This window comes from Pseudomonas sessilinigenes (assembly GCF_003850565.1).
Lineage (GTDB): Bacteria > Pseudomonadota > Gammaproteobacteria > Pseudomonadales > Pseudomonadaceae > Aquipseudomonas > Aquipseudomonas sessilinigenes.
In genome coordinates this window covers 4,054,017-4,076,597 of sequence record NZ_CP027706.1, presented here as the reverse complement: position 1 = coordinate 4,076,597, position 22,581 = coordinate 4,054,017, and the positions used below count along the sequence as shown (strand labels likewise).

Here is a 22,581-nt window from a genome sequence, read left to right as displayed (position 1 = left end):
CACATGGATCTGGTACTCGACCTGCTTGCCACCGTGTCCCGCTGGAGCCGCAGCAATCTCTCGGAAATCTCCCTGGCGCTGGTGGGCTGCCTGTTGGTGCTGTTCGGTGCCGACATCAAGGGCTGGGTGGAGGCACGCCTGGGTGGCCTCGCCGGCGCCCTGCGGGTACCCCTGATGGCCCTGCTGTGCATGATCGGCAGCGGCCTGGCATTGATCTATGCCACGCCGTGGATCGTCCGCGGCCTGAGCCAGTTCAACAACTACAGCCTGGCGCCCGTGCTGCTGGTGGTACTGGTGCTGATCGGCGTGGTCGCCGATCGCCGCTGATGCGGGCTTGTAGCTGAACAAGGACATGTATGAGCAAGAACCCCATGGAAACCACCAGCAAGTTCCTCAGCTATGTGCTGCGCCATGAACCCCAGGCCATCGGCCTGGAACTGGACAGTGAAGGCTGGGGCGAGGTCGATGCGCTGATCGCCGGCGCGGCCAGCGAAGGCCGGCCGCTGACTCGGGAACTGATCGAGCAGGTGGTCCGCGATAGCGACAAGAAACGCTTCACCCTGTCGGCCGACGGCCAGCGCATTCGCGCCGCCCAGGGTCACTCCAACAAGGCCGTGCAGCTGCAACTGCAAGAGCGCCAGCCGCCAGCCGTGCTCTATCACGGCACCGCCACGCGCTTCATGGACTCGATCAACCAGCAGGGCCTGGTTCCGGGCTCGCGCCATCACGTACACCTGTCCCATGACCCAGACACTGCCCGCTCGGTGGGCCAGCGCTACGGCCAGGTGGTGTTGCTGCAGGTCGATACCCAGGCCATGCAGGCCCAGGGCTGCAAGTTCTACCAGGCGGAGAATGGCGTGTGGCTGACCGACCAGGTGCCGGCCAGCTGCATCACCGAGGTGTAGCGGCCGGGCCACTGCAGGGCCCGGCAAGAACCCCTCGGGAAGAGGGGCGGCAGGTCAGTCCAGCTTCTCGAACTTCAAGTCCCAGACACCATGGCCCAGGCGCTCGCCGCGGCGCTCGAACTTGGTGATCGGACGCTCGGCCGGACGCGGCACGCACTTGCCGTCCTCGGCCAGGTTGCGATAACCCGGGGCGACGTTCATCACTTCCAGCATGTACTCGGCGTAGGGCTCCCAATCGGTGGCCATGTGCAGGATACCGCCAACCTTCAGCTTGCTGCGCACCAGCTCGGCGAAGGTCGCCTGGACGATACGGCGCTTGTGGTGCCGGCTCTTGTGCCACGGATCGGGGAAGAACAGCATCAGGCGATCGAGGCTGTTATCGGCCACGCAGCGGTTGAGCACTTCGATGGCGTCGCAGTCGTAGACCCGCAGGTTGGTCAGGCCCTGGGTCAGCACGCCGTTGAGCAGCGCACCAACGCCCGGACGGTGGACTTCCACGCCGATGAAATCCTGCTCCGGGGACGCCGCGGCCATTTCCAGCAGCGAGTGACCCATGCCGAAACCGATTTCCAGGGAGCGTGGCGCCGAACGACCGAACACCTGGTCGTAATCCACCGGGGCATCGGCCAGGGGCAGCACATACAGCGCAGCCCCCTGGTCCAGGCCGCGTTGCTGGCCTTCGGTCATGCGCCCGGCGCGCATCACGAAGCTCTTGATACGGCGGTGCTGGCGTTCGTCGCCAGCTTCCGGCTCGATTGGCGTGTCGTTTGATTCAGTCATCAATGGCTCTTACTTGATCAGACCATCCAGCGGCGAGGATGCGCTGGCATAGAGTTTCTTCGGCATGCGACCGGCGAGGTACGCCAGGCGGCCCGCGACAATCGCGTGTTTCATGGCTTGCGCCATCATCACCGGCTGCTGCGCGTGGGCGATGGCCGAGTTCATCAGCACCGCCTCGCAGCCCAGCTCCATGGCGATGGTGGCATCGGAGGCGGTGCCGACACCGGCATCCACCAGTACCGGGACCTTGGCTTCTTCGAGAATGATCTGCAGGTTATAGGGGTTGCAGATTCCCAGCCCGGTACCGATCAGGCCGGCCAGCGGCATGACCGCGATGCAGCCCATTTCCGCCAGCTGGCGGGCAATGATCGGGTCGTCGCTGGTGTAGACCATCACGTCGAAACCTTCCTTGACCAGCACTTCGGCGGCCTTGAGGGTTTCCAGCACGTTGGGGAACAGGGTCTTCTGGTCGGCCAGGACTTCCAGCTTCACCAGGTTGTGGCCATCGAGCAGCTCGCGGGCCAGGCGACAGGTGCGCACGGCTTCCACCGCGTCATAGCAACCGGCGGTGTTGGGCAGGATGGTGTAGCGGTCCGGCGGCAGGATATCCAGCAGGTTCGGCTCACCCGGGTTCTGGCCGATGTTGGTCCGGCGCACGGCTACGGTAACGATCTCGGCGCCGGAGGCCTCGATGGCCAGGCGAGTTTCTTCCATGTCGCGGTACTTGCCGGTGCCTACCAGCAAACGCGACTGGTACGTCCGACCGGCCAGGACGAAAGGCTTGTCACTACGAACGTTGCTCATCGGAAATCCTCTGTTGGGGTGAGGTTCTTGCAGAATTCTTTGGTAGACCGAACGCCGCGAGGGCCTAGCGAGCGAAGGAAAGGCAAGGCAAACAGGCGAGAAAGCGAAGACCAGGGGCTGGTGGGGCATTCCAAGCTGTTTTCAATGCAAGCCTTTCTGAGCGCTGTAGTTCTCGCGGTGCCTGGCTAGCCGCCGCCGATGGCGTGGACGACTTCCACCTGGTCACCCTCGTTGAGGGTGGTTTCGGCGTGCTGGCTGCGCGGAACGATATCCAGATTGAGCTCCACTGCGATTCGGCGCCCAGTCAGCTCCAGGCTCGTCAGCAGGGCCGCAACGGTCGAGCCGTCGGGCAGTTCAAAGGATTCACCGTTCAACTGAATGCGCATGCTCGAGGCCGCCATCATTTTTAGGGGCCAGCATTCTAGCCCGATCATGACCTAAAGGTCAGCTACAAGCGTCAGGCGGCTGCTTGCAGGCGCCAGGCGGCAAGCCCCAGCAGCAACCAGCCAGCAAGGAACGAGGCGCCACCCAGGGGGGTGATGATGCCCAGCTTGCCAATCCCCGTGAGGGTCAGCAGGTACAGGCTGCCGGAGAACAGCAGGATGCCCAGGGTGAATGCCCCCCCTGCCCAGGCCACCAACCGCCCCGGAACCTGGGTGGCCAGCAGGGCTACGCCAAAGAGGGCCAGGCAATGCACCAACTGGTAAGTGACCCCGGTATGGAAAATGGCCAGGTACTCGGCGCTCAGGCGATTCTTCAGGCCGTGGGCGGCGAAAGCACCCAGGGCGACCCCGGTGAAACCGAAGAAGGCAGCCAGCATCAGGAAGCCACGCAACATGGGGAACTCCAGTCAGATTCAGCGCAAAGGGTCTGTATAATGGCGCGCTCAAACGGTTCGGCCAAGCCATCTCTATGCTGCGTTATCTGTTTCGTCGTCTGGTAAAAGCCTTGAAATGGTTCGTCATCGGCAGTATCGCGCTGGTGCTGTTGTTGCGTTTCATACCGCCGCCAGGCACGGCCTTGATGGTGGAGCGCAAGATCGAGTCCTGGATCGACAACGACCCCATCGACCTGCAACGCACCTGGACCCCCTGGGACGAGATCTCCGATAACCTCAAGGTCGCGGTGATCGCCAGCGAGGACCAGAAATTCCCCGAGCACTGGGGGTTCGACTTCGACGCCATCCAGGCGGCCCTGGCCTATAACGAGCGTGGCGGCAAGATCCGCGGCGCCAGCACCTTGAGCCAACAAGTGTCGAAGAACCTGTTCCTGTGGTCCGGCCGCAGCTACCTGCGCAAGGGCCTGGAAGCCTGGTTCACCGCCCTGATCGAGGTGCTCTGGCCAAAACAACGGATTCTCGAGGTCTACCTCAACAGCGCGGAATGGGACGAAGGCGTGTTCGGCGCCGAGGCCGCTGCACGCCATCACTTCGGCGTCAGCGCCGCCAATCTCAGCCGCCAGCAGGCCAGCCTGTTGGCCGCAGTACTGCCCAACCCCCGGGTCTGGAGCGCAGCTCGCCCCAGCACCTACGTGCTCCAGCGTGCCGGCTGGATCCGGCGGCAGATGAGCCAACTGGGCGGGGCCGCCTACCTCAATCGCCTGGACGAATCACGCCGGGCGCCCTGGGCCGAGTAGGCCAGCGATACCCACAAACGAAAACGCCCCGATCATCTCGGGGCGTTTTGCTTGGTGCCTGGCTTGGCGTTACGCGGCAATGGACAACTTCAGCTTGTTCATCGCGCTCTTTTCCAGCTGGCGAATACGCTCGGCCGAAACGTTGTACTTCTGCGCCAGGTCGTGCAGCGTCGCTTTCTCCTCTGCCAGCCAGCGCTGGTAGAGAATGTCGCGGCTACGCTCGTCCAGCACTTCCAGCGCTTCGTGCAGGTTGTTGGTGGAGTTGTCGCTCCAGTCAGCATCCTCCAGCTGCAACGCCGGGTCGTAGCGGTGATCTTCCAGGTAGTTGGCCGGCGACTGGAAGGCGCTGTCGTCGTCGGCTTCGGCAGCCGGGTCGAAGGCCATGTCCTGGCCGGTCAGGCGACTTTCCATCTCGCGCACTTCACGCGGCTCCACACCGAGGCTTTCCGCCACGCGATGGACTTCCTCGTTGTTCAACCAGGCCAGGCGTTTCTTCTGGCTGCGCAGGTTGAAGAACAGCTTGCGCTGGGCCTTGGTGGTCGCGACCTTGACGATCCGCCAGTTGCGCAGGATGAACTCGTGGATTTCCGCCTTGATCCAGTGCACGGCGAAAGACACCAGGCGCACGCCCATTTCCGGGTTGAAGCGCTTCACGGCTTTCATCAGGCCAACGTTGCCTTCCTGGATCAGGTCGGCCTGGGCCAGCCCGTAGCCGGAATAGCTACGGGCGATATGTACGACAAAACGCAGGTGGGCAAGCACCATCTGCCGAGCTGCCTCAAGATCCTGCTCATAGTAGAGACTCTCGGCCAGTTCACGCTCCTGCTCCGGCGTCAGCAGTGGAATGCTGTTCACCGTGTGCACATAGGCCTCCAGGTTTGCGCCTGGAACCAATGCGTAAGCAGGTTGCAAAGAAGTGGTCATACGAAAAAACCTCCGACTCACATAACTCGTGCAGTTCAGCACTGCGAAAATTGACCAGGAACCGCTAAACAAGTTCCCATGAACGCTGAAAGGTCAATACAAGCAAAAAGACACTACTTCGGTGCCAGCTCCCTCAGGTGGCGGGCCACCGCAATCCACGCACCGATATAACCCAACAGCACCGCCCCTAGCAAGAGCGACAGACCATCGGCAACAGGGACTCCCGCCAGGGCGAAATCACTGCCGTAGAGGCCGGCCAGGCCGACCACCGCATCGTTCAGCCAGTTAAGGCCAAAGGCCAGGACACCCCAGGACAGAATCCCCGCACCGAAGCCATACAACGCCCCCATATAAAGGAAAGGACGTCGCACGTAGCTGTCTGTGCCGCCGACGAGTTTAATCACTTCTATCTCGGTGCGGCGGTTTTCAATATGAAGACGAATGGTATTGCCTATCACCAAAAGTAATGCGGAAACCAGCAGCACCGTCAGGCCGAAGACAAAACGATCCCCCAGCTTGAGGATCGCGGCCAGCCGCTCGACCCATACCAGGTCAAGCTGCGCCAGTTGCACCTTGGGCATGTCCGCCAGGCGCTGGCGCAGGGCTTCCAGGGTTGCCTTGTCCACTTCGTCAGGGGTTACCAGGACCACTCCCGGCAACGGGTTATGGGGCAGTTCACGCAGTGCCTCGCCCAGCCCGGATTGCTGCTGGAACTCTTCCAGGGCCTTTTCCTTGCTGATGAACTCGGCGTCTGCCACGCCAGGCAGCGCCTTGATCTGCTCACTGAGCTGCTCGCCTTCGTTGGCCGATGCCCCCAGTTCCAGGTACAGGGAGATCTGTGCCGCACGCTGCCAGGAACCACCCAGGCGCTCGATATTGTTGAGCAACAGTGACAAGCCCATGGGCAAGCTCAAGGCCACGGCCATCACCAGGCAGGTGAAGAAGCTGCCAATGGGCTGCTTGCCCAGGCGACGCAAGCTGTCCATCAGGCTGGCACGATGACTTTCGATCCAGGCGTGCAACAGGGTGCCGAAATCCGGACCGTCGTCCTCACTGCCTTTTTTCTTTGGCGGCGGCGCATCGGATGCCTTGGGCGCTACGCGCTCCGCCACTTTAGGAGTACGTGTGGCACTCATACGCCAGCCTCCCCGTCACCGATCAATCGCCCGCGCTGCAGGGTCAGCATGCGATGGCGCATGCGGGCAATCAGGGCCAGGTCGTGGCTGGCGATCAGCACGCTGGTACCCAGACGATTGATATCTTCGAATACGCCCATGATTTCCGCCGCAAGACGCGGGTCGAGGTTACCGGTGGGCTCGTCCGCCAGCAGCAAGGCCGGACGGTGGACGATGGCCCGGGCGATACCCACCCGCTGCTGCTGGCCAGTGGACAGGTCGCCAGGGTAGAGCTCGGCCTTGTCCGACAGGGCCACGCGCTCCAGGGCCGAATCCACGCGCTTGGCAATCTCGGCCTTGGACAGGCCGAGGATTTGCAGCGGCAAGGCCACGTTGTTGAATACCGTGCGATCGAACAACAACTGGTGGTTCTGGAACACCACGCCGATCTGGCGGCGCAGGAACGGAATCTGCGAGTTGCTGATCTGCCCCAGGTCTTGCCCGGCCAGCAGCAACTTGCCCGAGGTCGGGCGTTCCATGGCCAGCAACAGGCGCAACAGGGTGCTTTTACCGGCACCGGAGTGGCCGGTGACGAACAGGAATTCGCCGCGCCGGACGCGAAAGCTCAGCTCATGCAAGCCAACGTGACCATTGGGATAGCGCTTACCGACCTGTTCGAAACGAATCATGAACGCTCCCGCTCGGCAAACAATGCCTGGACAAAGGGTTCGGCCTCAAAAGTACGCAAGTCGTCGATGCCCTCGCCCACCCCGATGTAGCGGATCGGCAGGCCGAACTGCTTGGCCAGGGCGAAGATCACGCCGCCCTTGGCGGTACCGTCGAGCTTGGTCAGGGCCAGGCCGGTCAACGTGACCGTCTGGTTGAACTGCTTGGCCTGGTTGATGGCGTTCTGGCCAGTACCGGCGTCCAGCACCAGCAGCACCTCATGAGGCGCATCGGCGTCGAGCTTGCCGATGACCCGACGGACCTTCTTCAGCTCTTCCATCAGGTTGTCCTTGGTGTGCAGGCGCCCTGCCGTATCGGCGATCAGTACGTCGATACCCCGGGCCTTGGCGGCCTGCACGGCGTCGAAAATCACCGAGGCCGAGTCGGCGCCCGTGTGCTGGGCAATCACCGGGATCTTGTTGCGTTCGCCCCAGACCTGCAGTTGCTCTACCGCTGCGGCACGGAAGGTGTCGCCAGCGGCCAGCATGACTTTCTTGCCTTCGAGCTGCAGCTTCTTGGCCAGCTTGCCGATGGTGGTGGTCTTGCCAGCACCATTGACACCCACTACCAGGATCACGAATGGCTTGTTCTGGGCAACGACTTTCAGCGGCTGCTCCACCGGCTTGAGCATGCCAGCCAGCTCGGCCTGCAACGAGGCATATAGCGCGTCGGAGTCGGTCAGCTGCTTGCGCGCCACCTTCTGGGTCAGGTTCTGGATGATCACCGAAGTGGCCTCGACACCAACGTCGGCGGTCAGCAGGCGGGTCTCCAGGTCTTCGAGCAGTTCGTCGTCGATGGCCTTCTTGCCCAGGAACAGGCTGGCCATGCCTTCGCCGATGCTGGCGCTGGTCTTGGACAGGCCTTGCTTGAGGCGGGCGAAGAAACCGACCTTGCCTTCATCGCTGGAACGAGCAGGCTCGGCAACGACCTCAGGCTCAGGCTCGACAACCGCCACCGGCGCCACGACAGGAGCAGGAGCAGGAGCAGGAGCAGGAGCAGGAGCAGGAGCAGGAGCAGGAGCAGGAGCAGGAGCAGGAGCAGGAGCAGGAGCGACAGGCTCGGGGGCGGCGAATACCGGGGCAACAGGTGCCTGGACGTCAGTCACCGGAGCGATCACCGGGGCCTCGACCACTGGCTCAGGCGCTGCGGCCACGGTTGGAATCGCTGGCGTCACGTGCTCGGCCTGGACATCCTCCACCAGGGCCACGGGCTCCTCGGCCACCGGCAAGGTCAACCAGGGCTTGTGCTCGGGATTCGGAGTCAAGGGCAGGTCGGGGGCAACCGGCGCGGAGGAATGCGGCTGCGCCTGGGGTTGCACCACGGGTTCGGCGACCGGAGCAACCACCGGTTCAGCCGGGATGGTGCTCGGTGCAGGCTCGATGACTGGAGCCGCTACCGGCTCGGCAGGCACTGGTGGCTGCTGGACGACGGGTTCCTGCGGCTTCTTGCGCAGCCACCCGAACAGGCCTTTCTTCTCGCCAGCCGCGGCTGGAGTCTTTTTGTCGTCGTTGGAACCAAACATGGAGACGGCTATCTCAAGGTAGCGATGCGCCAGCAGGCGCCTCGGTAAATAAATATTCGATGCAGAACAGACTATGTTTCATCCAGCTTGTTCACGCGCAACATGTTGTCGAAATGCCCGGAGGCACCTCAGGGATCGATTTTACTAAAGGACTGGAACGGCAAAATCGGCGAAACGTCGAATTTTAGCTGATAAATCAAGGATTATTGCCGGAAACTCATGCAACCTGATCAAGTTATTGCTGACCCGCGAGAACCTGATAGGCGTGGCCGCCAGTAAAACGGATCAGTATCCTAGGGCGTGTCACCCCTCATTACCAGTACCGCGTGGCCACCCGCAAGGCCCGGCCCGGTAATGAATGGCGACACGCCCCAACCTCTCGCCCGCAGGCCAAGACCCAGCGGACAGCCCAACAGGTTTAAAACGAATGAATGCTCTAGCCCGCCGCGCCGCAGGCCTGCTGCTCAGCACAGTTTGTCTGCCGCTTGCAGCCCTGGCTGCCGACCCGCAACCCACCCACGAATTCACCCTCGACAACGGCCTGAAGGTCGTTGTCCGCGAAGACCATCGTGCCCCGGTGGTGGTCTCACAGGTCTGGTACAAGGTCGGCTCCAGCTACGAAACCCCAGGCCAGACCGGCCTTTCCCACGCCCTGGAACACATGATGTTCAAGGGCAGCGAGAAGGTCGGCCCCGGCGAAGCCTCGTTGATCCTGCGAGACCTGGGCGCCGAAGAAAACGCCTTCACCAGCGATGACTTCACCGCCTACTACCAGGTCCTGGCTCGCGACCGCCTGGGCGTGGCCCTGGAACTGGAAGCCGACCGCATGGCCAGCCTGCGCCTGCCGGCCGACGAATTCAGCCGCGAAATCGAGGTGATCAAGGAAGAACGCCGCCTGCGCACCGACGACAAGCCCCTGTCCAAGGCCTACGAGCGCTTCAAGGCCATGGCCTACCCCGCCAGCGGCTACCACACGCCGACCATCGGCTGGATGGCCGACCTGAACCGAATGAAGGTCGAGGAACTGCGCCACTGGTACCAGTCCTGGTACGTGCCCAACAACGCCACCCTGGTAGTGGTTGGCGATGTCACCCCGGACGAGGTCAAGAACCTGGCCCAGCGCTATTTCGGTGCGATTCCCAAGCGTGACGTACCGCCAGCGAAGATCCCCATGGAACTGGCCGAACCCGGTGAGCGCCTGATCACCCTGCATGTGAAGACCCAGCTGCCCAGCCTGATGCTGGCCTTCAACGTGCCAAGCATCGCCACCGCCGAGGACAAGCGCGCAGTCAACGCCCTGCGCCTGGCTGCTGCGCTGCTGGACGGTGGCTACAGCGCCCGTATCCCGACCCAGCTGGAGCGCGGCGAGGAGCTGCTGTCCAATGGCTCCAGCAGCTACGACGCCTATACCCGTGGCGACAGTCTGTTCATGCTGTCCGCCACCCCCAACGGCCAGAAGAAAAAAACCATCGCCCAGGCCGAAGCCGGGCTGTGGCGCCTGCTGGAGCAACTCAAGACCACCCCGCCCTCCGCAGAAGAGCTGGAGCGGGTCCGGGCCCAGGTGATTGCCGGCCTGGTCTACGAGCGCGACTCGATCACCAGCCAGGCCACCGCCATCGGTCAGCTGGAAACCGTCGGCCTGTCGTGGAAGCTGATGGACACCGAGCTTGCCGAACTGCAAAGCGTGACCCCGGAAGACATCCAGAAGGCCGCCCGCACCTACTTCACCCGGGAACGTATGAGCGTGGCCCACGTACTGCCTGAGGAGTCCGCTCATGAATAAGCGCAAGAATGCTTCACCGATCCTGCTGGGCGCCGCATTGGCGGCCCTGCTCACCGCCGGCGGCCTGTACCTCTCGCGATCCGGCGAAAGCAATGCCAGCCAGGCCCTGGACAACGCCAAGAGCAGCCAGAAGCTGCAATCTCTGGCCGAGCTCGATGGCAAGGCTCCCAGCCACCGCAACCTCAATGTGCAGACCTGGAGCACCGCCGAAGGCGCCAAGGTGCTGTTTGTCGAGGCCCGCGAGCTGCCGATGTTCGACATGCGCCTGATCTTCGCCGCCGGCAGCAGCCAGGATGGCAACACCTCCGGCCTGGCCCTGCTGACCAACGCCATGCTCAACGAGGGCGTGGCCGGTAAGGATGTGGGCGCCATCGCCCAAGGCTTTGAAAGCCTGGGGGCGGATATCGGCAACGGCGCCTACAAGGACATGGCCGTGGTCTCGCTGCGTAGCCTCAGCGCGGTGGATAAACGCCAGCCGGCACTGAAGCTGTTTGCCGAAGTGGTGGGCAGGCCGACCTTCCCCGCCGACTCCCTGGCCCGGATCAAGAACCAGCTGCTCGCCGGCTTCGAGTACCAGAAACAGAACCCCGGCAAGTTGGCCAGCCTGGAGCTGATGCAGCGCCTGTACGGCAGCCATCCCTATGCTCACGCCAGCGAAGGCAACGCCAAGAGCGTTCCGGGCATTAGCCTGGCGCAACTGCAGGCGTTCCACGCCAAGGCCTATACCGCCAGCAATGGGGTGATCGCCCTGGTGGGCGACCTCTCGCGCAGCGACGCCGAGGCGATTGCCGCCCAGGTTTCCGCCGCCCTGCCCAAGGGCCCGGCCCTGGCGAAGATCGAGCAGCCCGTAGAACCCAAGGCCAGCGTCGGCCACATCGAGTTCCCATCGAGCCAGACCAACCTGCTGCTGGCGCAACTGGGCATCGACCGTGACGACCCGGACTACGCTGCGGTATCCCTGGGCAACCAGATTCTCGGCGGTGGCGGTTTCGGCACCCGGCTGATGAGCGAAGTGCGCGAGAAGCGCGGCCTGACCTACGGCGTCTACTCCGGCTTCACCCCGATGCAGGTCCGCGGCCCGTTCATGATCAATCTGCAGACCCGTGCCGAGATGAGCGAAGGCACCCTCAAGCTGGTGCAAGATGTATTCGCCGACTACCTGAAGAACGGCCCGACCCAGAAAGAACTGGACGACGCCAAGCGTGAACTGGCCGGCAGCTTCCCGCTGTCCACCGCCAGCAACGCCGATATCGTCGGCCAACTGGGCGCCATGGGCTTCTACAATCTGCCACTGAGCTACCTGGAGGACTTTATGCGTCAATCCCAGGAGCTGACGGTGGAACAGGTCAAGGCCGCCATGAACAAGCACCTTAGCGTCGACAAGATGGTCATCGTCAGCGCCGGCCCGACCGTCGCCCAGAAGCCGCTACCACCCCCTACTGACAAACCCGCCGAGCAACCGCTCGGGGTTCCGGAGCACTGATGGCCCGTCCAGCCCGTCCCAGCAAGAAACCCGTCCACAACCAGCACAACGGCGTGGGCCAGCTGCGCATCATCGGCGGCGAGTGGCGCAGCCGCAAGCTGAGCTTCCCCGACCTGCCGGGCCTGCGCCCGACCCCGGACCGGGTGCGCGAGACCCTGTTCAACTGGCTCGCACCCTATGTACCCGGGGCCAAGGTGATCGACCTGTTCGCCGGCAGCGGCGCGGTGTTCCTCGAAGCCCTGTCCCGCGGTGCTGCCTCGGGCCTGGCGCTCGATAGCAGCAGCATTGCGGTGTCCAGCCTGCGCGAACACCTGGGTACCCTGCGCTGCACCGTCGGCCAGGTACAAACGGCCGACGCCTTGCGTTATCTGGAAACCCAACCGGCCACCGCCTTCGACCTGGCTTTCCTCGACCCACCGTTCAACCAGAACCTGCTACCCGCGGCCTGTGCCTTGCTGGAAGAGCGTGGCTGGCTGGCGGACGATGCCTGGATCTACACCGAAAGCGAGGCAGCGCCCTCGACCCTGGGCCTGCCGGCACGCTGGCGCCTGCATCGTGAGCAAAAATCCGGGCAAGTGCATTACGCGTTGTGGCAACGTATGGCGGACAACGCCGCTTAAGCCGGCTGCAAGCACAGCCCCCGGGCTGTGCACCGCTGCCTAGAGATCCTCCCCGTGTCCGATTCGCCTGATCGCTTCACCCCTGCCTTCGGCCTTGGCAATCCGCACCTGCAGACCTTGTGGGGCCCGCTGTGGCGCCCCACCACGCACCTGGAACGCCAGCGCGAGCGCCTGTGGCTGGAGGACGGCGACTTCCTCGATCTCGACTGGCACGGCCCCCATAGTGCCGATTCACCCTTGGTACTGGTACTGCATGGCCTGACCGGCTCCTCCAACTCACCCTACGTGGCCGGCCTGCAACAGGCGCTCGCCGCCCGCGGCTGGGCCAGCGCCGCGCTGAACTGGCGTGGTTGCTCGGGCGAACCCAACCTGCTGCCGCGCAGCTATCACTCCGGTGCCAGCGAAGACCTGGCCTCGGCCATCGCCCACCTGCAGGCCAGGCGTCCCCAGGCACCGCTGTACGCCGTGGGCTACTCCCTGGGGGGCAACGTGCTGCTCAAGTACCTGGGGGAAACCGGCAGCGCCAGCCCACTGCAAGGAGCCGCGGCGGTCTCGGTACCCTTTCGCCTGGACCAGTGCGCCGACCGGATCGGCCAGGGTTTCTCCAGGGTCTACCAAGCGCACTTCATGCGCGAGATGCTGGCCTACATCAAGGACAAGCAGCGCCAGTTCCAGCACGACGGCCGCCATGACGGACTGGCGACCCTGGCACAACTGGGACCGCTGACCAAGATGCGCACCTTCTGGGATTTCGATGGCCGGGTCACCGCACCACTGCATGGTTTCGCCGACGCCCAGGACTATTACCGGCGCGCCTCCAGCCGCTACTTCCTGGGGGAGATCCGCACCCCGACCCTGATCATCCAGGCTGCGGATGATCCTTTCGTCTTCCGCCACAGCCTGCCCGAAGCCAGCGAGCTGTCGGCCAGTACCCACTTCGAGCTACAAGCCAGGGGCGGGCATGTCGGGTTCGTCGAAGGCACCCTCAAGCACCCCGGCTATTACCTGGAGCGGCGCATTCCACAATGGCTGGCAGGCCTGGGGCGCCATGGATAGTCCCGCCCGCGAATCGATCCGATTCTGGCAGACCGCCCCGCTGACAGGCGTCGAGCTGCTCTCGGCGCGCTACATCGAGCATCGTTTCGTACCCCACGTGCATGACGGTTTCGTGATCGGCATGATCATGGCCGGGGCCCAGCGCTACCGCTATCGCGGCGCCGAGCACCTGGCGGGTAGCGGCACCCTGGTGCTGATCAACCCCGACGAACTGCACACCGGGGCCAAGGGTACCGAGGACGGCTGGCTGTACCGAGCCTTCTACCCAGACAACCAGCAGGTGCTCGGCCTGCTCGGCGAACTGGGCCTGCCCAACAGCAACCTGCCGGCATTTGGCGCGACCCTCTACCGCGACCCGGACCTGGTCAAGGGATTCACCTGCCTGCACCACTTGCTGGAAAGCCCTGCCACGGCTTTGCAACAGCAGACCCAATGGCGTGAAATGCTGCTCCTGCTGCTCCAGCGTCATGCCAGGGTCAAGGCGCCGAAGGCGCCTGGGCAGGAGCACCGGGCCATAGTCCAGGCCAAGGAACTATTGCGTGAGCAGTTGGCAGCACCGCCGTCCCTGGAAGAGCTGGCTGCGGCAGTGAACCTGTCGCCCTTCCACTTTGCCCGGGTGTTCCGCCATGCCACCGGCATTCCTCCCCATACCTGGCTGATGCAGCAACGCATCGCCAAGGCTCGGGCCCTACTGCGCGAAGGCTGTTTGCCACTAGAAGTGGCGACGCAACTGGGCTTCGCCGACCAGAGCCACCTCAGCCGGCAGTTCAAGCAGGTCTATGGGGTCGCGCCTGCGGCCTACCGCAGTGCCCTGCAAGGCCACTGAACCCGGCCGTGCCTGGTGAGGCTCCGGCCGGTATCAGCTCGCGCACTCCACAAACTTGCGCAATGAGAGGCGAACTCTGGCAATAGCGGGCTCAGTCGCCCGTGGCAATGGCCCGCGCAGGATCGGTGATCCACTCGCTCCACGAGCCGGCATACAGCCGGGCCAGCGGGTACCCGGCCAGACACAGGGCGAACAGGTTGTGACAGGCCGTCACACCGGAGCCGCAATAGGCCACCAATTGCTCCGGTGAACGCCCAGCGAGTTTCTCGGCAAAGCGCTGCTTGAGCTGTGGCGCTGGCAGGAAGCGGCCATCGCTGCCCAGGTTGTCGGTGAACGCGGCGCACTGTGCCCCGGGAATGTGCCCGGCCACCGGGTCGATCGGTTCCACCTCGCCACGAAAACGAGGCAATGCCCGAGCGTCCAGCAGGGTCAGCTCCGGCTGGCCCAGGCGTCGCTGCAAGTGCTCGGCATCCAGCAACAGGCTGTGGTCAGGCTGGCCGCTGAAGTGCCCCTGGACATGGGGCGGGGCATCCAGGCTCAGCGGCAGGCCAGCGCCATGCCAGGCCTTGAGGCCGCCATCGAGGATAAACACGCCCTCACGCTTGCCCAGCCAGGCCAGCAGCCACCAGGCGCGGGCGGCATAAGCGCCGGGGCCATCGTCGTACAGCACGATGTCGCTGTCGTTATCGATCCCCCAGGCTTGCAGGCGCTCCACCAGCCGGGCCGGGTCCGGCAACGGATGCCGGCCCGTCACGCCCTTGGTCACCGGCCCACTGAGATCCCGGTTCAGGTCGGCGAAATGCGCCCCGGCCAAATGCCCCTCGGCATAGCAACGCTGCCCGTAGTCCGGGTCTTCCAGGGCAAAGCGGCAATCCAGAATCACCAGGCCAGGCTGTTGGCGCTTCTGGTCCAGGGCTAGCGGGCTGATCAATTGCGCAAGGGGCATAGCGGGCTCCTGTGAATGAGGGTCGAAGCTGGATCCTACTGCACTTCTTCCAGGGCTTGGGCCAGAGGCACGTAAAACTCCTCGAACAGTCCGTTGACCGCTTCCCGGGCCTGCTCGGTGACAAAGCCGGCTTCCAGCACCAGCACCTGGTAGACGCCACGCTTGATCGCCTCCTCGCTCAGGTGCGTGGAGTTCTCGCGAGTCGTGCACAAGAAACGCACCCAGGAGGTGAGGATGATCCAGGCATTGAGGGTCAGGGATTCGATCTGCACCCTGTCCATGGCGATGATCCCGGCATCGACGAAACGCCCATAGATGGCCATGCCCTGGATCAGGCAGCGCTGCGAGAAGCGCCGATAACGCGCCGCCAGCTCAGGGTCGCTGTCGAGCAGGTGCTCCAGGTCCCGGTGCAGGAAGCGGTAGCGCCACATGGCCGCCAGCAGGGCCTGCAGGTAGTAGCGCTTGTCCTCTACGGTGACCGCCCGCCCGGGAGGCGGACGCAGGAAGCTGTCCACCAGGCTTTCGTACTCGGCGAAGAGTACGGCGATGATCGCCTGCTTGTTGGGGAAGTGGTAGTACAGGTTGCCCGGGGATATCTCCATATGCGCGGCAATGTGATTGGTGCTGACATTGCGCTCGCCCTGCTGGTTGAAGAGCTCCAGGCTGAACTGGACGATGCGTTCACGGGTTTTTATACGTGGGGCCATGGATGTGGGCTTTAATTCGGAAGACTGGGTGCATTTTACGACCTATTCCCCCTGGGGATAAATCGCGACCGGCACGGGATGGTAATTGACAATTTAGAGCATAAGCTCTAAAAAACTAGCCACCTCACAAAAACCGGAGCCCGGTCATGTCTGCCGAAATCGCCTACCTACAGGATTCCCTTCAGCAACAGGACGGGCTGCTGGAGCTGTTCGAAGCCCAACGCCGGGCCTATGCCGCCAACCCGATGCCCCCTGCCGCCCAGCGCGACCAATGGCTCAAGGCATTGCAGGAGCTGCTGAGCAATGAACGCCAGGCGCTGGTCGACGCCATCAGCCAGGACTTCAGCAACCGCAGCGCCAATGAAACCCTGGTGGCAGAAATCATGCCCAGCCTGCATGGCATCCACTATGCCCGCAAACACCTGAAGGGCTGGATGAAACCCTCCCGCCGCGCCGTCGGCCTGGCCTTCCAGCCGGCTTCAGCCAAGGTGATCTACCAGCCGCTGGGCGTGGTGGGGGTCATCGTGCCCTGGAACTACCCCCTGTTCCTGTGCATGGGCCCACTGACCGGAGCCCTGGCCGCCGGCAACCGGGTCATGCTCAAGCTCAGCGAGTCGACCCCCGCCACCGGCCTGCTGCTCAAGCAACTGCTGGCGCGGATCTTCCCCGAAGACCTGGTGTGCGTGGTCCTGGGCGAGGCGGAGGTGGGCATGGCCTTTTCCAAGCTGCCCCTGGACCACCTGCTGTTCACCGGCGCCACCAGCATCGGCAAGCATGTGATGCGTGCCGCAGCGGAAAACCTGACCCCGGTGACCCTGGAGCTGGGAGGCAAGTCCCCGGCCATCGTCTCCCATACCGTGCCGCTCAAGGATGCTGCCGAGCGTATCGCTTTCGGCAAGACCATGAACGCGGGCCAGACCTGCGTCGCCCCGGACTATGTGCTGGTGCCGGAGGAGCGCGTGGACGCCTTCGTCGAGGCCTATCGCCAGGTAGTGAACCGCTTCTTCCCGACCCTGGCGGACAACCCCGACTACACCGCCATCATCAACCAGCGCCAGTTGGCGCGGCTCAACAGCTACCTGAGCGACGCCACCAGCAAAGGCGCGCAGGTGGTGTCGCTGTTCGATCAGGGCCAGGAACGCCGCCTGCCCCACAGCCTGCTGCTCAATGTCACCGATGACATGACAGTCATGCAGGATGAGATCTTCGGGCCGATCCTGCCCGTGGTGCCCTACAAGACCCTGGACCAGGCCCTGGCCTATATCACCGAACGGCCTCGCCCCCTGGCGCTGTACTACTTCGGCTACGACAAGGCCGAGCAGCAGCGCGTGCTCACCGAAACCCATTCCGGTGGCGCCTGCATGAACGACACCTTGTTGCACGTGACCCAGGACGACCTGCCGTTCGGCGGCATCGGCCCTTCCGGCATGGGGCACTACCATGGCCATGAAGGCTTCCTGACCTTCAGCAAGGCCAAGGGGGTATTCATCAAGCAGCGGTTCAACGCCGCTCGCCTGATCTATCCACCCTATGGCACATCGATCCAGAAGCTGATCCAGAAGCTGTTCATCCGCTAGGAGCCGTTGAAAGCAGAGCGGCTGCCAGCGCGGTCGCTTTTCGAGAGACCTCAACCAGTAGATCGCAGGGTAATAACAACAATGACCCCTAGCCTGACCGAAACACCCGCGCTGTCACGGCGCGGCCTGCTGAAAATCGGCCTGTGCGCCAGTGCTTTCCTGGCCACCGCCGGCCTGGGTGCCAGCCTCAGTGGCTGCTCCGCCAGCACACCGGCCAACGGTTTCGCCATCTTGCGCAACAATGAACTGCCGTTTCTGAGGGCGTTGATCCCGGTGATGCTCGAAGGCGCCGTGGCAGCGGACAGGATGTCCACTGCCATCGACGCTACCCTGGTAAACCTGGACAACGCCCTCAACCATCTGTCGCCGGAAATGCTCAAGCTCACCCAGCAGCTGTTCGACGTGCTGGGCATGGCCGTGACCCGGGGGCCACTGACGGGGATCTGGGGCAGCTGGGAGAATGCCAGCGCAGACGATATCCGCAACTTCCTCAAGCGTTGGGAGAACAGCTACCTGTCGCTGCTGCGCATGGGCCACGCCTCGTTGCTGCAGCTGGTGATGATGGCCTGGTATACCCGTGCCGAATCCTGGGCGCACTGCGGCTACCCCGGGCCACCCAAGATCTGATCCAGCCAGCCGCCACCGGTCGCATCAGGGAGATGTGCGGCCCCAGTACCTTTGCGCCACGACCTCAATAATAAGAGAGCACCCGCTATGCCCGTACCTGATCTGTTCCGCGAAGGCCTGAACCGTGGCTGGAAAACCTACAACGGCTCGCAACTCGAGCAGGACCTGACGCTTGAAGCCGACGTCGCCATCGTCGGCAGCGGTGCGGGAGGCGGCACTACCGCCGAGATCCTCAGCGCCGCCGGCTACAAGGTGCTGCTGATCGAAGAGGGCCCGCTCAAGACCAGCGACGACTTCAAGATGCTCGAGGACCAGGCCTACACCAGCCTGTACCAGGAGGGCATCGGCCGCATGAGCAAGGACGGCGCCATCACCATTCTCCAGGGCCGTGCCGTCGGGGGCACCACCCTGATCAACTGGACCTCGAGCTTCCGCACTCCCGATCCGACCCTGGAGCACTGGGCCCGCGAGCACGGGGTCGTGGGCCACAGCTCGGCCGAGATGGCGCCCTGGTTCGAGAAGATGGAGCAGCGCCTGGGCGTCGCGCCCTGGGCCATGCCGCCCAATGCCAACAACGATGTGATCCGCAAGGGCTGCGAAACCCTGGGCTACAGCTGGCACGTGATTCCGCGCAACGTGCGTGGTTGCTGGAACCTGGGCTATTGCGGCCTGGGCTGCCCGACCAACGCCAAGCAATCGATGCTGGTGACCACCATCCCCGCCACCTTGGAAAAAGGCGGAGAGCTGCTGTACCTGGCCCGTGCCGACCGCCTGCAGATCAGCGGCGACAAGATCACCAGCCTGCAATGCCAGGCCATGGACGAGCGCTGCGTGGCCCCTACCGGCCGCAAGATCACCGTCAAGGCCAAGCACTATGTGCTGGCCGGTGGCGGCATCAACAGCCCGGCCCTGCTGCTGCGTTCCGATGCGCCGGACCCGCACTCGCGGCTGGGCAAGCGCACCTTCCTGCACCTGGTGAATTTCTCCGCTGGACAGTTCGACGAGGTGATCAACCCGTTCTATGGCGCCCCCCAGTCGATCTATTCCGACCATTTCCAGTGGCAGGACGGCACCACCGGCAAGATGTCCTACAAGCTTGAGGTACCGCCTCTGCAACCTGCCCTGGCCAGTACCCTGCTGGGCGGCTTCGGCCCCCAGAGCGGCCTGACCATGGAGCAACTGCCGCACACCCACGCCATGCTGGCGCTGCTGCGGGACGGCTTTCATCCCGATAGCACCGGCGGCAACGTCGAACTGCGCGGTGATGGCAGCCCGGTGCTCGACTACCAGGTCTCGCCCTACGCCTGGGACGGCCTGCGCCGGGCCTTCCATAGCATGGCGGAGATCCAGTTCGCCGGTGGCGCCAAGGCCGTCAAGCCGCTGCACAGCGACGCACGCTTCGCCAAGACCCTGGCCGAGGTCCGCACCCAGATCGACGGCCTGGACCTGGCCCTGTACCGCACACGCCTGGGCAGTGCCCACGTGATGGGCGGCTGTGCCATGGGCGAGGACCCGAAAACCGCAGTCACCGACAGCCAGGGTCGCCATCACCAGCTGCGCAACCTGTCGATCCACGACGGCTCGCTGTTTCCCACCAGCATCGGCGCCAACCCGCAACTGTCGGTCTATGGCCTGACCGCACAACTGGCCACGGCCCTGGCGGAACGCTTGAAATCGGCGTGAAGGAACTCGGTATTCGTGGCGTCTATAGTGCTTTGTAAGCCAAAAGGCGACTTGGCCGACCGGAAAGGCTGCGATACCATCCGACTCCCCAACGGATTCCCGCCAGGACGACGCGATGAACCGAGTGCTGTACCCAGGTACCTTCGACCCTATTACCAAGGGCCACGGCGATCTGGTCGAACGCGCCTCGCGGCTGTTCGACCACGTCATCATCGCTGTTGCGGCCAGCCCCAAGAAAAACCCGCTCTTCCCCCTGGAACAGCGCGTGGAGCTGGCGCGAGAGGTGACCAAGCATCTGCCCAACGTCGAAGTCGTCGGCTTCTCGACGCTACTGGCGCATTTCGCCAAGGAGCAGAACGCCAATGTCTTCCTGCGCGGCCTGCGGGCGGTTTCGGACTTCGAATATGAGTTCCAGCTGGCCAACATGAACCGGCAACTGGCCCCGGACGTGGAGAGCCTGTTCCTCACGCCGTCCGAGCGCTATTCGTTCATTTCCTCGACGCTGGTCCGTGAAATCGCAGCCTTGGGCGGTGACATCAGCAAGTTCGTCCATCCGGCCGTCGCCGAAGCCCTGACCCTGCGCTTCAAGAAGTAGAGCCCCGGGCCCCGCCAGGGGCCACGGCTCGCTGTCAGCCATCGCGCCCGCGTGCACTGTGGGCGCCAATACGGCACAATTGCGCGCATTCGTTTTTACATGCCCGGGCCTGCCGCCCAGGCCGGAGTACCCCATGTCCCTGATCATCACCGACGATTGCATCAACTGCGACGTCTGCGAACCCGAGTGCCCTAACGCGGCCATCTCCCAAGGCGAAGAAATCTACGTCATCGATCCGAACCTGTGCACCCAGTGCGTCGGCCACTATGACGAACCGCAGTGCCAGCAAGTGTGCCCGGTGGATTGCATTCCCCTGGACGAGGCCCGTCCGGAAACCGAAGAAGAGCTGATGGCCAAATACCGCAAGATCACCGGCAAGGCCTGATCCGTTTGGGGCCATGGCGGCCCCGGTGTTTGCCAAGGCACGACTGGATGGATATTGCCAGGTGAAGCAGGAATCAGCTCTGGCAGCGTGGGCAGTAGACGCTGGCGCGCTGGCCCAGCTTGATTTCCCGCAATCCCGTACCGCAGACCTTGCAGTGCTCCCCGCCCCGCCCGTAGACGAACAGTTCCTGCTGGAAGTAGCCGGGCTGGCCATCGCCGCCGATGAAGTCGCGCAAGGTGGTACCACCCTGCAAGATCGCCGCCGCCAGGATCCGCTTGATCTCGATCGCCAGCTTCAAGTAGCGCGCCCGGGAAATGCCCTTGGCCTCGCGACGTGGGTCGATGCCTGCGGCGAACAGCGCCTCGGTGGCGTAGATGTTGCCCACCCCCACCACCACGGCGTTGTCCATGATGAACGGCTTGACTGCCATGGAGCGCCCACGGGACAGCTGGAACAGGCGTTCGCCGTCGAACAGGTCGGTCAGTGGCTCCGGGCCCAGCCGCGCCAGCAGCTCGTGGTTCAACGGATCGAGGCTCCAGAGCATGGCGCCAAAGCGCCGCGGATCGGTGTAGCGCAGCGCCAGGCCCGACTCCAACTCGATATCCACGTGTTCATGTTTGGCCGCCGGCAGGCCGACTTCCACCAGCCGCAGGTTGCCCGACATGCCCAAGTGGCTGATCAGGGTCCCGACCTCGGCATTGATCAGCAGGTACTTGGCCCGTCGGTCCACCTGGACGATACGCTGTCCGGACAGGCGCACGTCCAGGTCCTCAGGGATCGGCCAGCGCAGGCGCCGGTCACGCACGATCACCCGGCTGACCTTCTGGCCCTCCAGGTGCGGCGCGATCCCGCGGCGGGTGGTCTCTACCTCCGGTAATTCCGGCATCAGTGGGCGCCCAGTTCGCGCACGGTTTCCTTGAGGTTCTCGAAGTCGTAATCCGACAGGCCGACATAATCGAGAATCAGGTGGCCGATGCTGTTCCACTCGTGGTCTTCGACCTGGTTGCCCAGGACCCGGTGCGAAGCGCAGATGTGCTCGGCCATCTTCAGGATCGCCAGCAGGTTCTTCAGCTGGCTGTTGCGCGAGGACTCATCGCTGAAGATCGCCAGGGCGTTGTGATGGTTGGCAATGGCGTTGGTCACGTGTTCCGGCAGGCGCCAGGACTTGGCTGTGTAGTAGCCCACCACCGCATGATTGGTGTTGAAGGCACGGTTCTCGGTATCCACCACCCGACGCTCGGGGCCGGCGCTGCCGTAGGCTTCTTCCAATACCGTCATGTAGTCGGGGAAGCGCTTGAGCATCAGTGGCACGCCGCAATCGTGGAACAGGCCCAGTGCATAGGCCTCGTCCACGGCCTGGGCGCCGGTGCGCTTGGCCAGGGTCAGGCAGGTCATGGCCACGTCCTGGGCGGTGTCCCAGAAACGGTTGAGGGTGACGATGGTTTCATCGCTCATCTCGCCCTTGATCGACTGCGCGTTGATCAGGTTGATGATCGAGCGGCTGCCCAAGAGGTTAACCGCGCGCTGGATCGAGGCGATCTTGTTGCTCAGGCCGTAGTACGGCGAATTGACGATCTTCAGCAGCGCGCCGGACAGCCCCGGGTCCTGGGATATCAGCTTGGCGATCACCTCCAGATCGGGATCGGGCATGTACTGCTCCATCTGCAGATCCACCATGATCTGCGGCTGGGGCGGCACGCTGATGCCTTGCAGGGCCTGTTGAATCTGTTCGGCTGATAGCTCTTGGGACATAAGTACACACTCTGGGTCAGGCGGCGATTCTACCCCCTATCTCGGCAATGATGGGCAAACCCGCAGGAACTTTACCTTGCACATTTAGCCGCAGGTCCAATGGCCCTCACCGAATGCGTCCGAAGGGGTA

At 63.7% G+C, this 22,581-nt stretch carries 25 protein-coding genes; 13 read left to right on the top strand and 12 right to left on the bottom strand.

The window, feature by feature from the left end; translation table 11 throughout:
• The first annotated feature begins 3 nt into the window (after nt 1–3).
• Both C4K39_RS18835 and C4K39_RS18830 read left to right on the top strand, forming a co-directional pair.
• Nucleotides 4–327, top strand: coding sequence for a DUF3392 domain-containing protein (locus tag C4K39_RS18835; RefSeq protein WP_022641629.1), 324 nt, complete (start codon nt 4–6; stop codon nt 325–327).
• Between the two features lie 29 nt (nt 328–356).
• Nucleotides 357–905 (top strand): RNA 2'-phosphotransferase, encoded by a 549-nt coding sequence (locus C4K39_RS18830; RefSeq protein ID WP_068575477.1) that lies wholly within the window; start codon nt 357–359, stop codon nt 903–905.
• 54 nt (nt 906–959) lie between these two features.
• Here the strand turns inward: C4K39_RS18830 and trmB are convergent, their stop codons facing one another.
• The 4 genes from trmB to C4K39_RS18810 form a co-directional block, all read right to left on the bottom strand.
• Complete coding sequence (gene trmB, locus C4K39_RS18825; RefSeq protein WP_068575476.1) at nt 960–1,685, bottom strand: tRNA (guanosine(46)-N7)-methyltransferase TrmB; 726 nt, start codon at nt 1,683–1,685, stop codon at nt 960–962.
• Between the two features lie 9 nt (nt 1,686–1,694).
• Nucleotides 1,695–2,489 (bottom strand): thiazole synthase, encoded by a 795-nt coding sequence (locus C4K39_RS18820; protein WP_068575475.1) that lies wholly within the window; start codon nt 2,487–2,489, stop codon nt 1,695–1,697.
• 185 nt (nt 2,490–2,674) lie between these two features.
• The gene (gene thiS, locus C4K39_RS18815; RefSeq protein WP_164487305.1) at nt 2,675–2,875 is read right to left on the bottom strand and encodes a sulfur carrier protein ThiS; all 201 of its coding nucleotides are present in this window, start codon (nt 2,873–2,875) and stop codon (nt 2,675–2,677) included.
• Between the two features lie 71 nt (nt 2,876–2,946).
• Complete coding sequence (locus tag C4K39_RS18810; protein ID WP_068575474.1) at nt 2,947–3,327, bottom strand: DUF423 domain-containing protein; 381 nt, start codon at nt 3,325–3,327, stop codon at nt 2,947–2,949.
• Nucleotides 3,328–3,401: 74 nt separating this feature from the next.
• On the opposite strand from C4K39_RS18810, the gene mtgA reads away from it, so the two are divergent.
• Nucleotides 3,402–4,124, top strand: coding sequence for a monofunctional biosynthetic peptidoglycan transglycosylase (gene mtgA / locus C4K39_RS18805; protein ID WP_124347169.1), 723 nt, complete (start codon nt 3,402–3,404; stop codon nt 4,122–4,124).
• A 69-nt stretch (nt 4,125–4,193) separates the two neighbouring features.
• Here mtgA and rpoH read toward each other — a convergent pair whose 3' ends face one another.
• From rpoH to ftsY, 4 genes are all read right to left on the bottom strand, one after another.
• On the bottom strand, nt 4,194–5,048 hold the full coding sequence (rpoH, locus tag C4K39_RS18800) for an RNA polymerase sigma factor RpoH (protein WP_068575472.1): 855 nt from the start codon (nt 5,046–5,048) through the stop codon (nt 4,194–4,196).
• Between the two features lie 113 nt (nt 5,049–5,161).
• Nucleotides 5,162–6,184, bottom strand: coding sequence for a permease-like cell division protein FtsX (gene ftsX, locus C4K39_RS18795; RefSeq protein ID WP_068575471.1), 1,023 nt, complete (start codon nt 6,182–6,184; stop codon nt 5,162–5,164).
• Nucleotides 6,181–6,852: a cell division ATP-binding protein FtsE gene (gene ftsE / locus C4K39_RS18790; protein ID WP_068575470.1), complete on the bottom strand. Its 672-nt coding sequence runs from the start codon at nt 6,850–6,852 to the stop codon at nt 6,181–6,183. Before ftsE ends, ftsX begins: the two co-directional genes overlap by 4 nt.
• A complete protein-coding gene (ftsY, locus tag C4K39_RS18785; protein WP_124347168.1) occupies nt 6,849–8,411 on the bottom strand; it encodes a signal recognition particle-docking protein FtsY in 1,563 nt (520 codons plus the stop codon). The genes ftsE and ftsY overlap by 4 nt, the downstream gene beginning before the upstream one ends.
• A 427-nt stretch (nt 8,412–8,838) precedes the next feature.
• On the opposite strand from ftsY, the gene C4K39_RS18780 reads away from it, so the two are divergent.
• The 5 genes from C4K39_RS18780 to C4K39_RS18760 are packed head-to-tail and all read left to right on the top strand — an operon-like array spanning nt 8,839 to nt 14,179.
• The gene (locus tag C4K39_RS18780) at nt 8,839–10,194 is read left to right on the top strand and encodes a M16 family metallopeptidase (RefSeq protein ID WP_068575468.1); all 1,356 of its coding nucleotides are present in this window, start codon (nt 8,839–8,841) and stop codon (nt 10,192–10,194) included.
• Nucleotides 10,187–11,677: a M16 family metallopeptidase gene (locus C4K39_RS18775; protein ID WP_124347167.1), complete on the top strand. Its 1,491-nt coding sequence runs from the start codon at nt 10,187–10,189 to the stop codon at nt 11,675–11,677. Before C4K39_RS18780 ends, C4K39_RS18775 begins: the two co-directional genes overlap by 8 nt.
• Nucleotides 11,677–12,297, top strand: a complete 621-nt coding sequence (gene rsmD, locus C4K39_RS18770; protein WP_124347166.1) for a 16S rRNA (guanine(966)-N(2))-methyltransferase RsmD — start codon at nt 11,677–11,679, stop codon at nt 12,295–12,297. The genes C4K39_RS18775 and rsmD overlap by 1 nt, the downstream gene beginning before the upstream one ends.
• A gap of 54 nt (nt 12,298–12,351) precedes the next feature.
• Nucleotides 12,352–13,353 carry a hydrolase gene (locus tag C4K39_RS18765; RefSeq protein WP_124347165.1) on the top strand — a complete coding sequence of 334 codons (1,002 nt, stop codon included), beginning with the start codon at nt 12,352–12,354 and terminating at the stop codon, nt 13,351–13,353.
• The gene (locus C4K39_RS18760) at nt 13,346–14,179 is read left to right on the top strand and encodes an AraC family transcriptional regulator (protein ID WP_068575464.1); all 834 of its coding nucleotides are present in this window, start codon (nt 13,346–13,348) and stop codon (nt 14,177–14,179) included. Before C4K39_RS18765 ends, C4K39_RS18760 begins: the two co-directional genes overlap by 8 nt.
• A gap of 91 nt (nt 14,180–14,270) precedes the next feature.
• On the opposite strand, the gene C4K39_RS18755 is transcribed toward C4K39_RS18760, so the two are convergent.
• Nucleotides 14,271–15,125: a sulfurtransferase gene (locus C4K39_RS18755; RefSeq protein WP_068575463.1), complete on the bottom strand. Its 855-nt coding sequence runs from the start codon at nt 15,123–15,125 to the stop codon at nt 14,271–14,273.
• A gap of 35 nt (nt 15,126–15,160) precedes the next feature.
• A complete protein-coding gene (locus C4K39_RS18750; protein ID WP_068575462.1) occupies nt 15,161–15,832 on the bottom strand; it encodes a TetR/AcrR family transcriptional regulator in 672 nt (223 codons plus the stop codon).
• Between the two features lie 146 nt (nt 15,833–15,978).
• On the opposite strand from C4K39_RS18750, the gene C4K39_RS18745 reads away from it, so the two are divergent.
• From C4K39_RS18745 to C4K39_RS18725, 5 genes are all read left to right on the top strand, one after another.
• A complete protein-coding gene (locus tag C4K39_RS18745) occupies nt 15,979–17,409 on the top strand; it encodes a coniferyl aldehyde dehydrogenase (protein WP_068575461.1) in 1,431 nt (476 codons plus the stop codon).
• Between the two features lie 81 nt (nt 17,410–17,490).
• A complete protein-coding gene (locus C4K39_RS18740; RefSeq protein WP_124347164.1) occupies nt 17,491–18,036 on the top strand; it encodes a twin-arginine translocation pathway signal protein in 546 nt (181 codons plus the stop codon).
• Nucleotides 18,037–18,123: 87 nt separating this feature from the next.
• A complete protein-coding gene (locus tag C4K39_RS18735; protein ID WP_124347163.1) occupies nt 18,124–19,719 on the top strand; it encodes a GMC family oxidoreductase in 1,596 nt (531 codons plus the stop codon).
• 115 nt (nt 19,720–19,834) lie between these two features.
• Nucleotides 19,835–20,314, top strand: coding sequence for a pantetheine-phosphate adenylyltransferase (coaD, locus tag C4K39_RS18730; RefSeq protein ID WP_007953414.1), 480 nt, complete (start codon nt 19,835–19,837; stop codon nt 20,312–20,314).
• 133 nt (nt 20,315–20,447) lie between these two features.
• On the top strand, nt 20,448–20,699 hold the full coding sequence (locus C4K39_RS18725) for a YfhL family 4Fe-4S dicluster ferredoxin (RefSeq protein ID WP_011064042.1): 252 nt from the start codon (nt 20,448–20,450) through the stop codon (nt 20,697–20,699).
• A 73-nt stretch (nt 20,700–20,772) separates the two neighbouring features.
• Here the strand turns inward: C4K39_RS18725 and mutM are convergent, their stop codons facing one another.
• Both mutM and C4K39_RS18715 read right to left on the bottom strand, forming a co-directional pair.
• On the bottom strand, nt 20,773–21,585 hold the full coding sequence (mutM, locus tag C4K39_RS18720; RefSeq protein ID WP_068575458.1) for a bifunctional DNA-formamidopyrimidine glycosylase/DNA-(apurinic or apyrimidinic site) lyase: 813 nt from the start codon (nt 21,583–21,585) through the stop codon (nt 20,773–20,775).
• The gene (locus tag C4K39_RS18715; protein WP_164487358.1) at nt 21,585–22,397 is read right to left on the bottom strand and encodes an HDOD domain-containing protein; all 813 of its coding nucleotides are present in this window, start codon (nt 22,395–22,397) and stop codon (nt 21,585–21,587) included. The genes mutM and C4K39_RS18715 overlap by 1 nt, the downstream gene beginning before the upstream one ends.
• Nucleotides 22,398–22,581 lie beyond the last annotated feature (184 nt).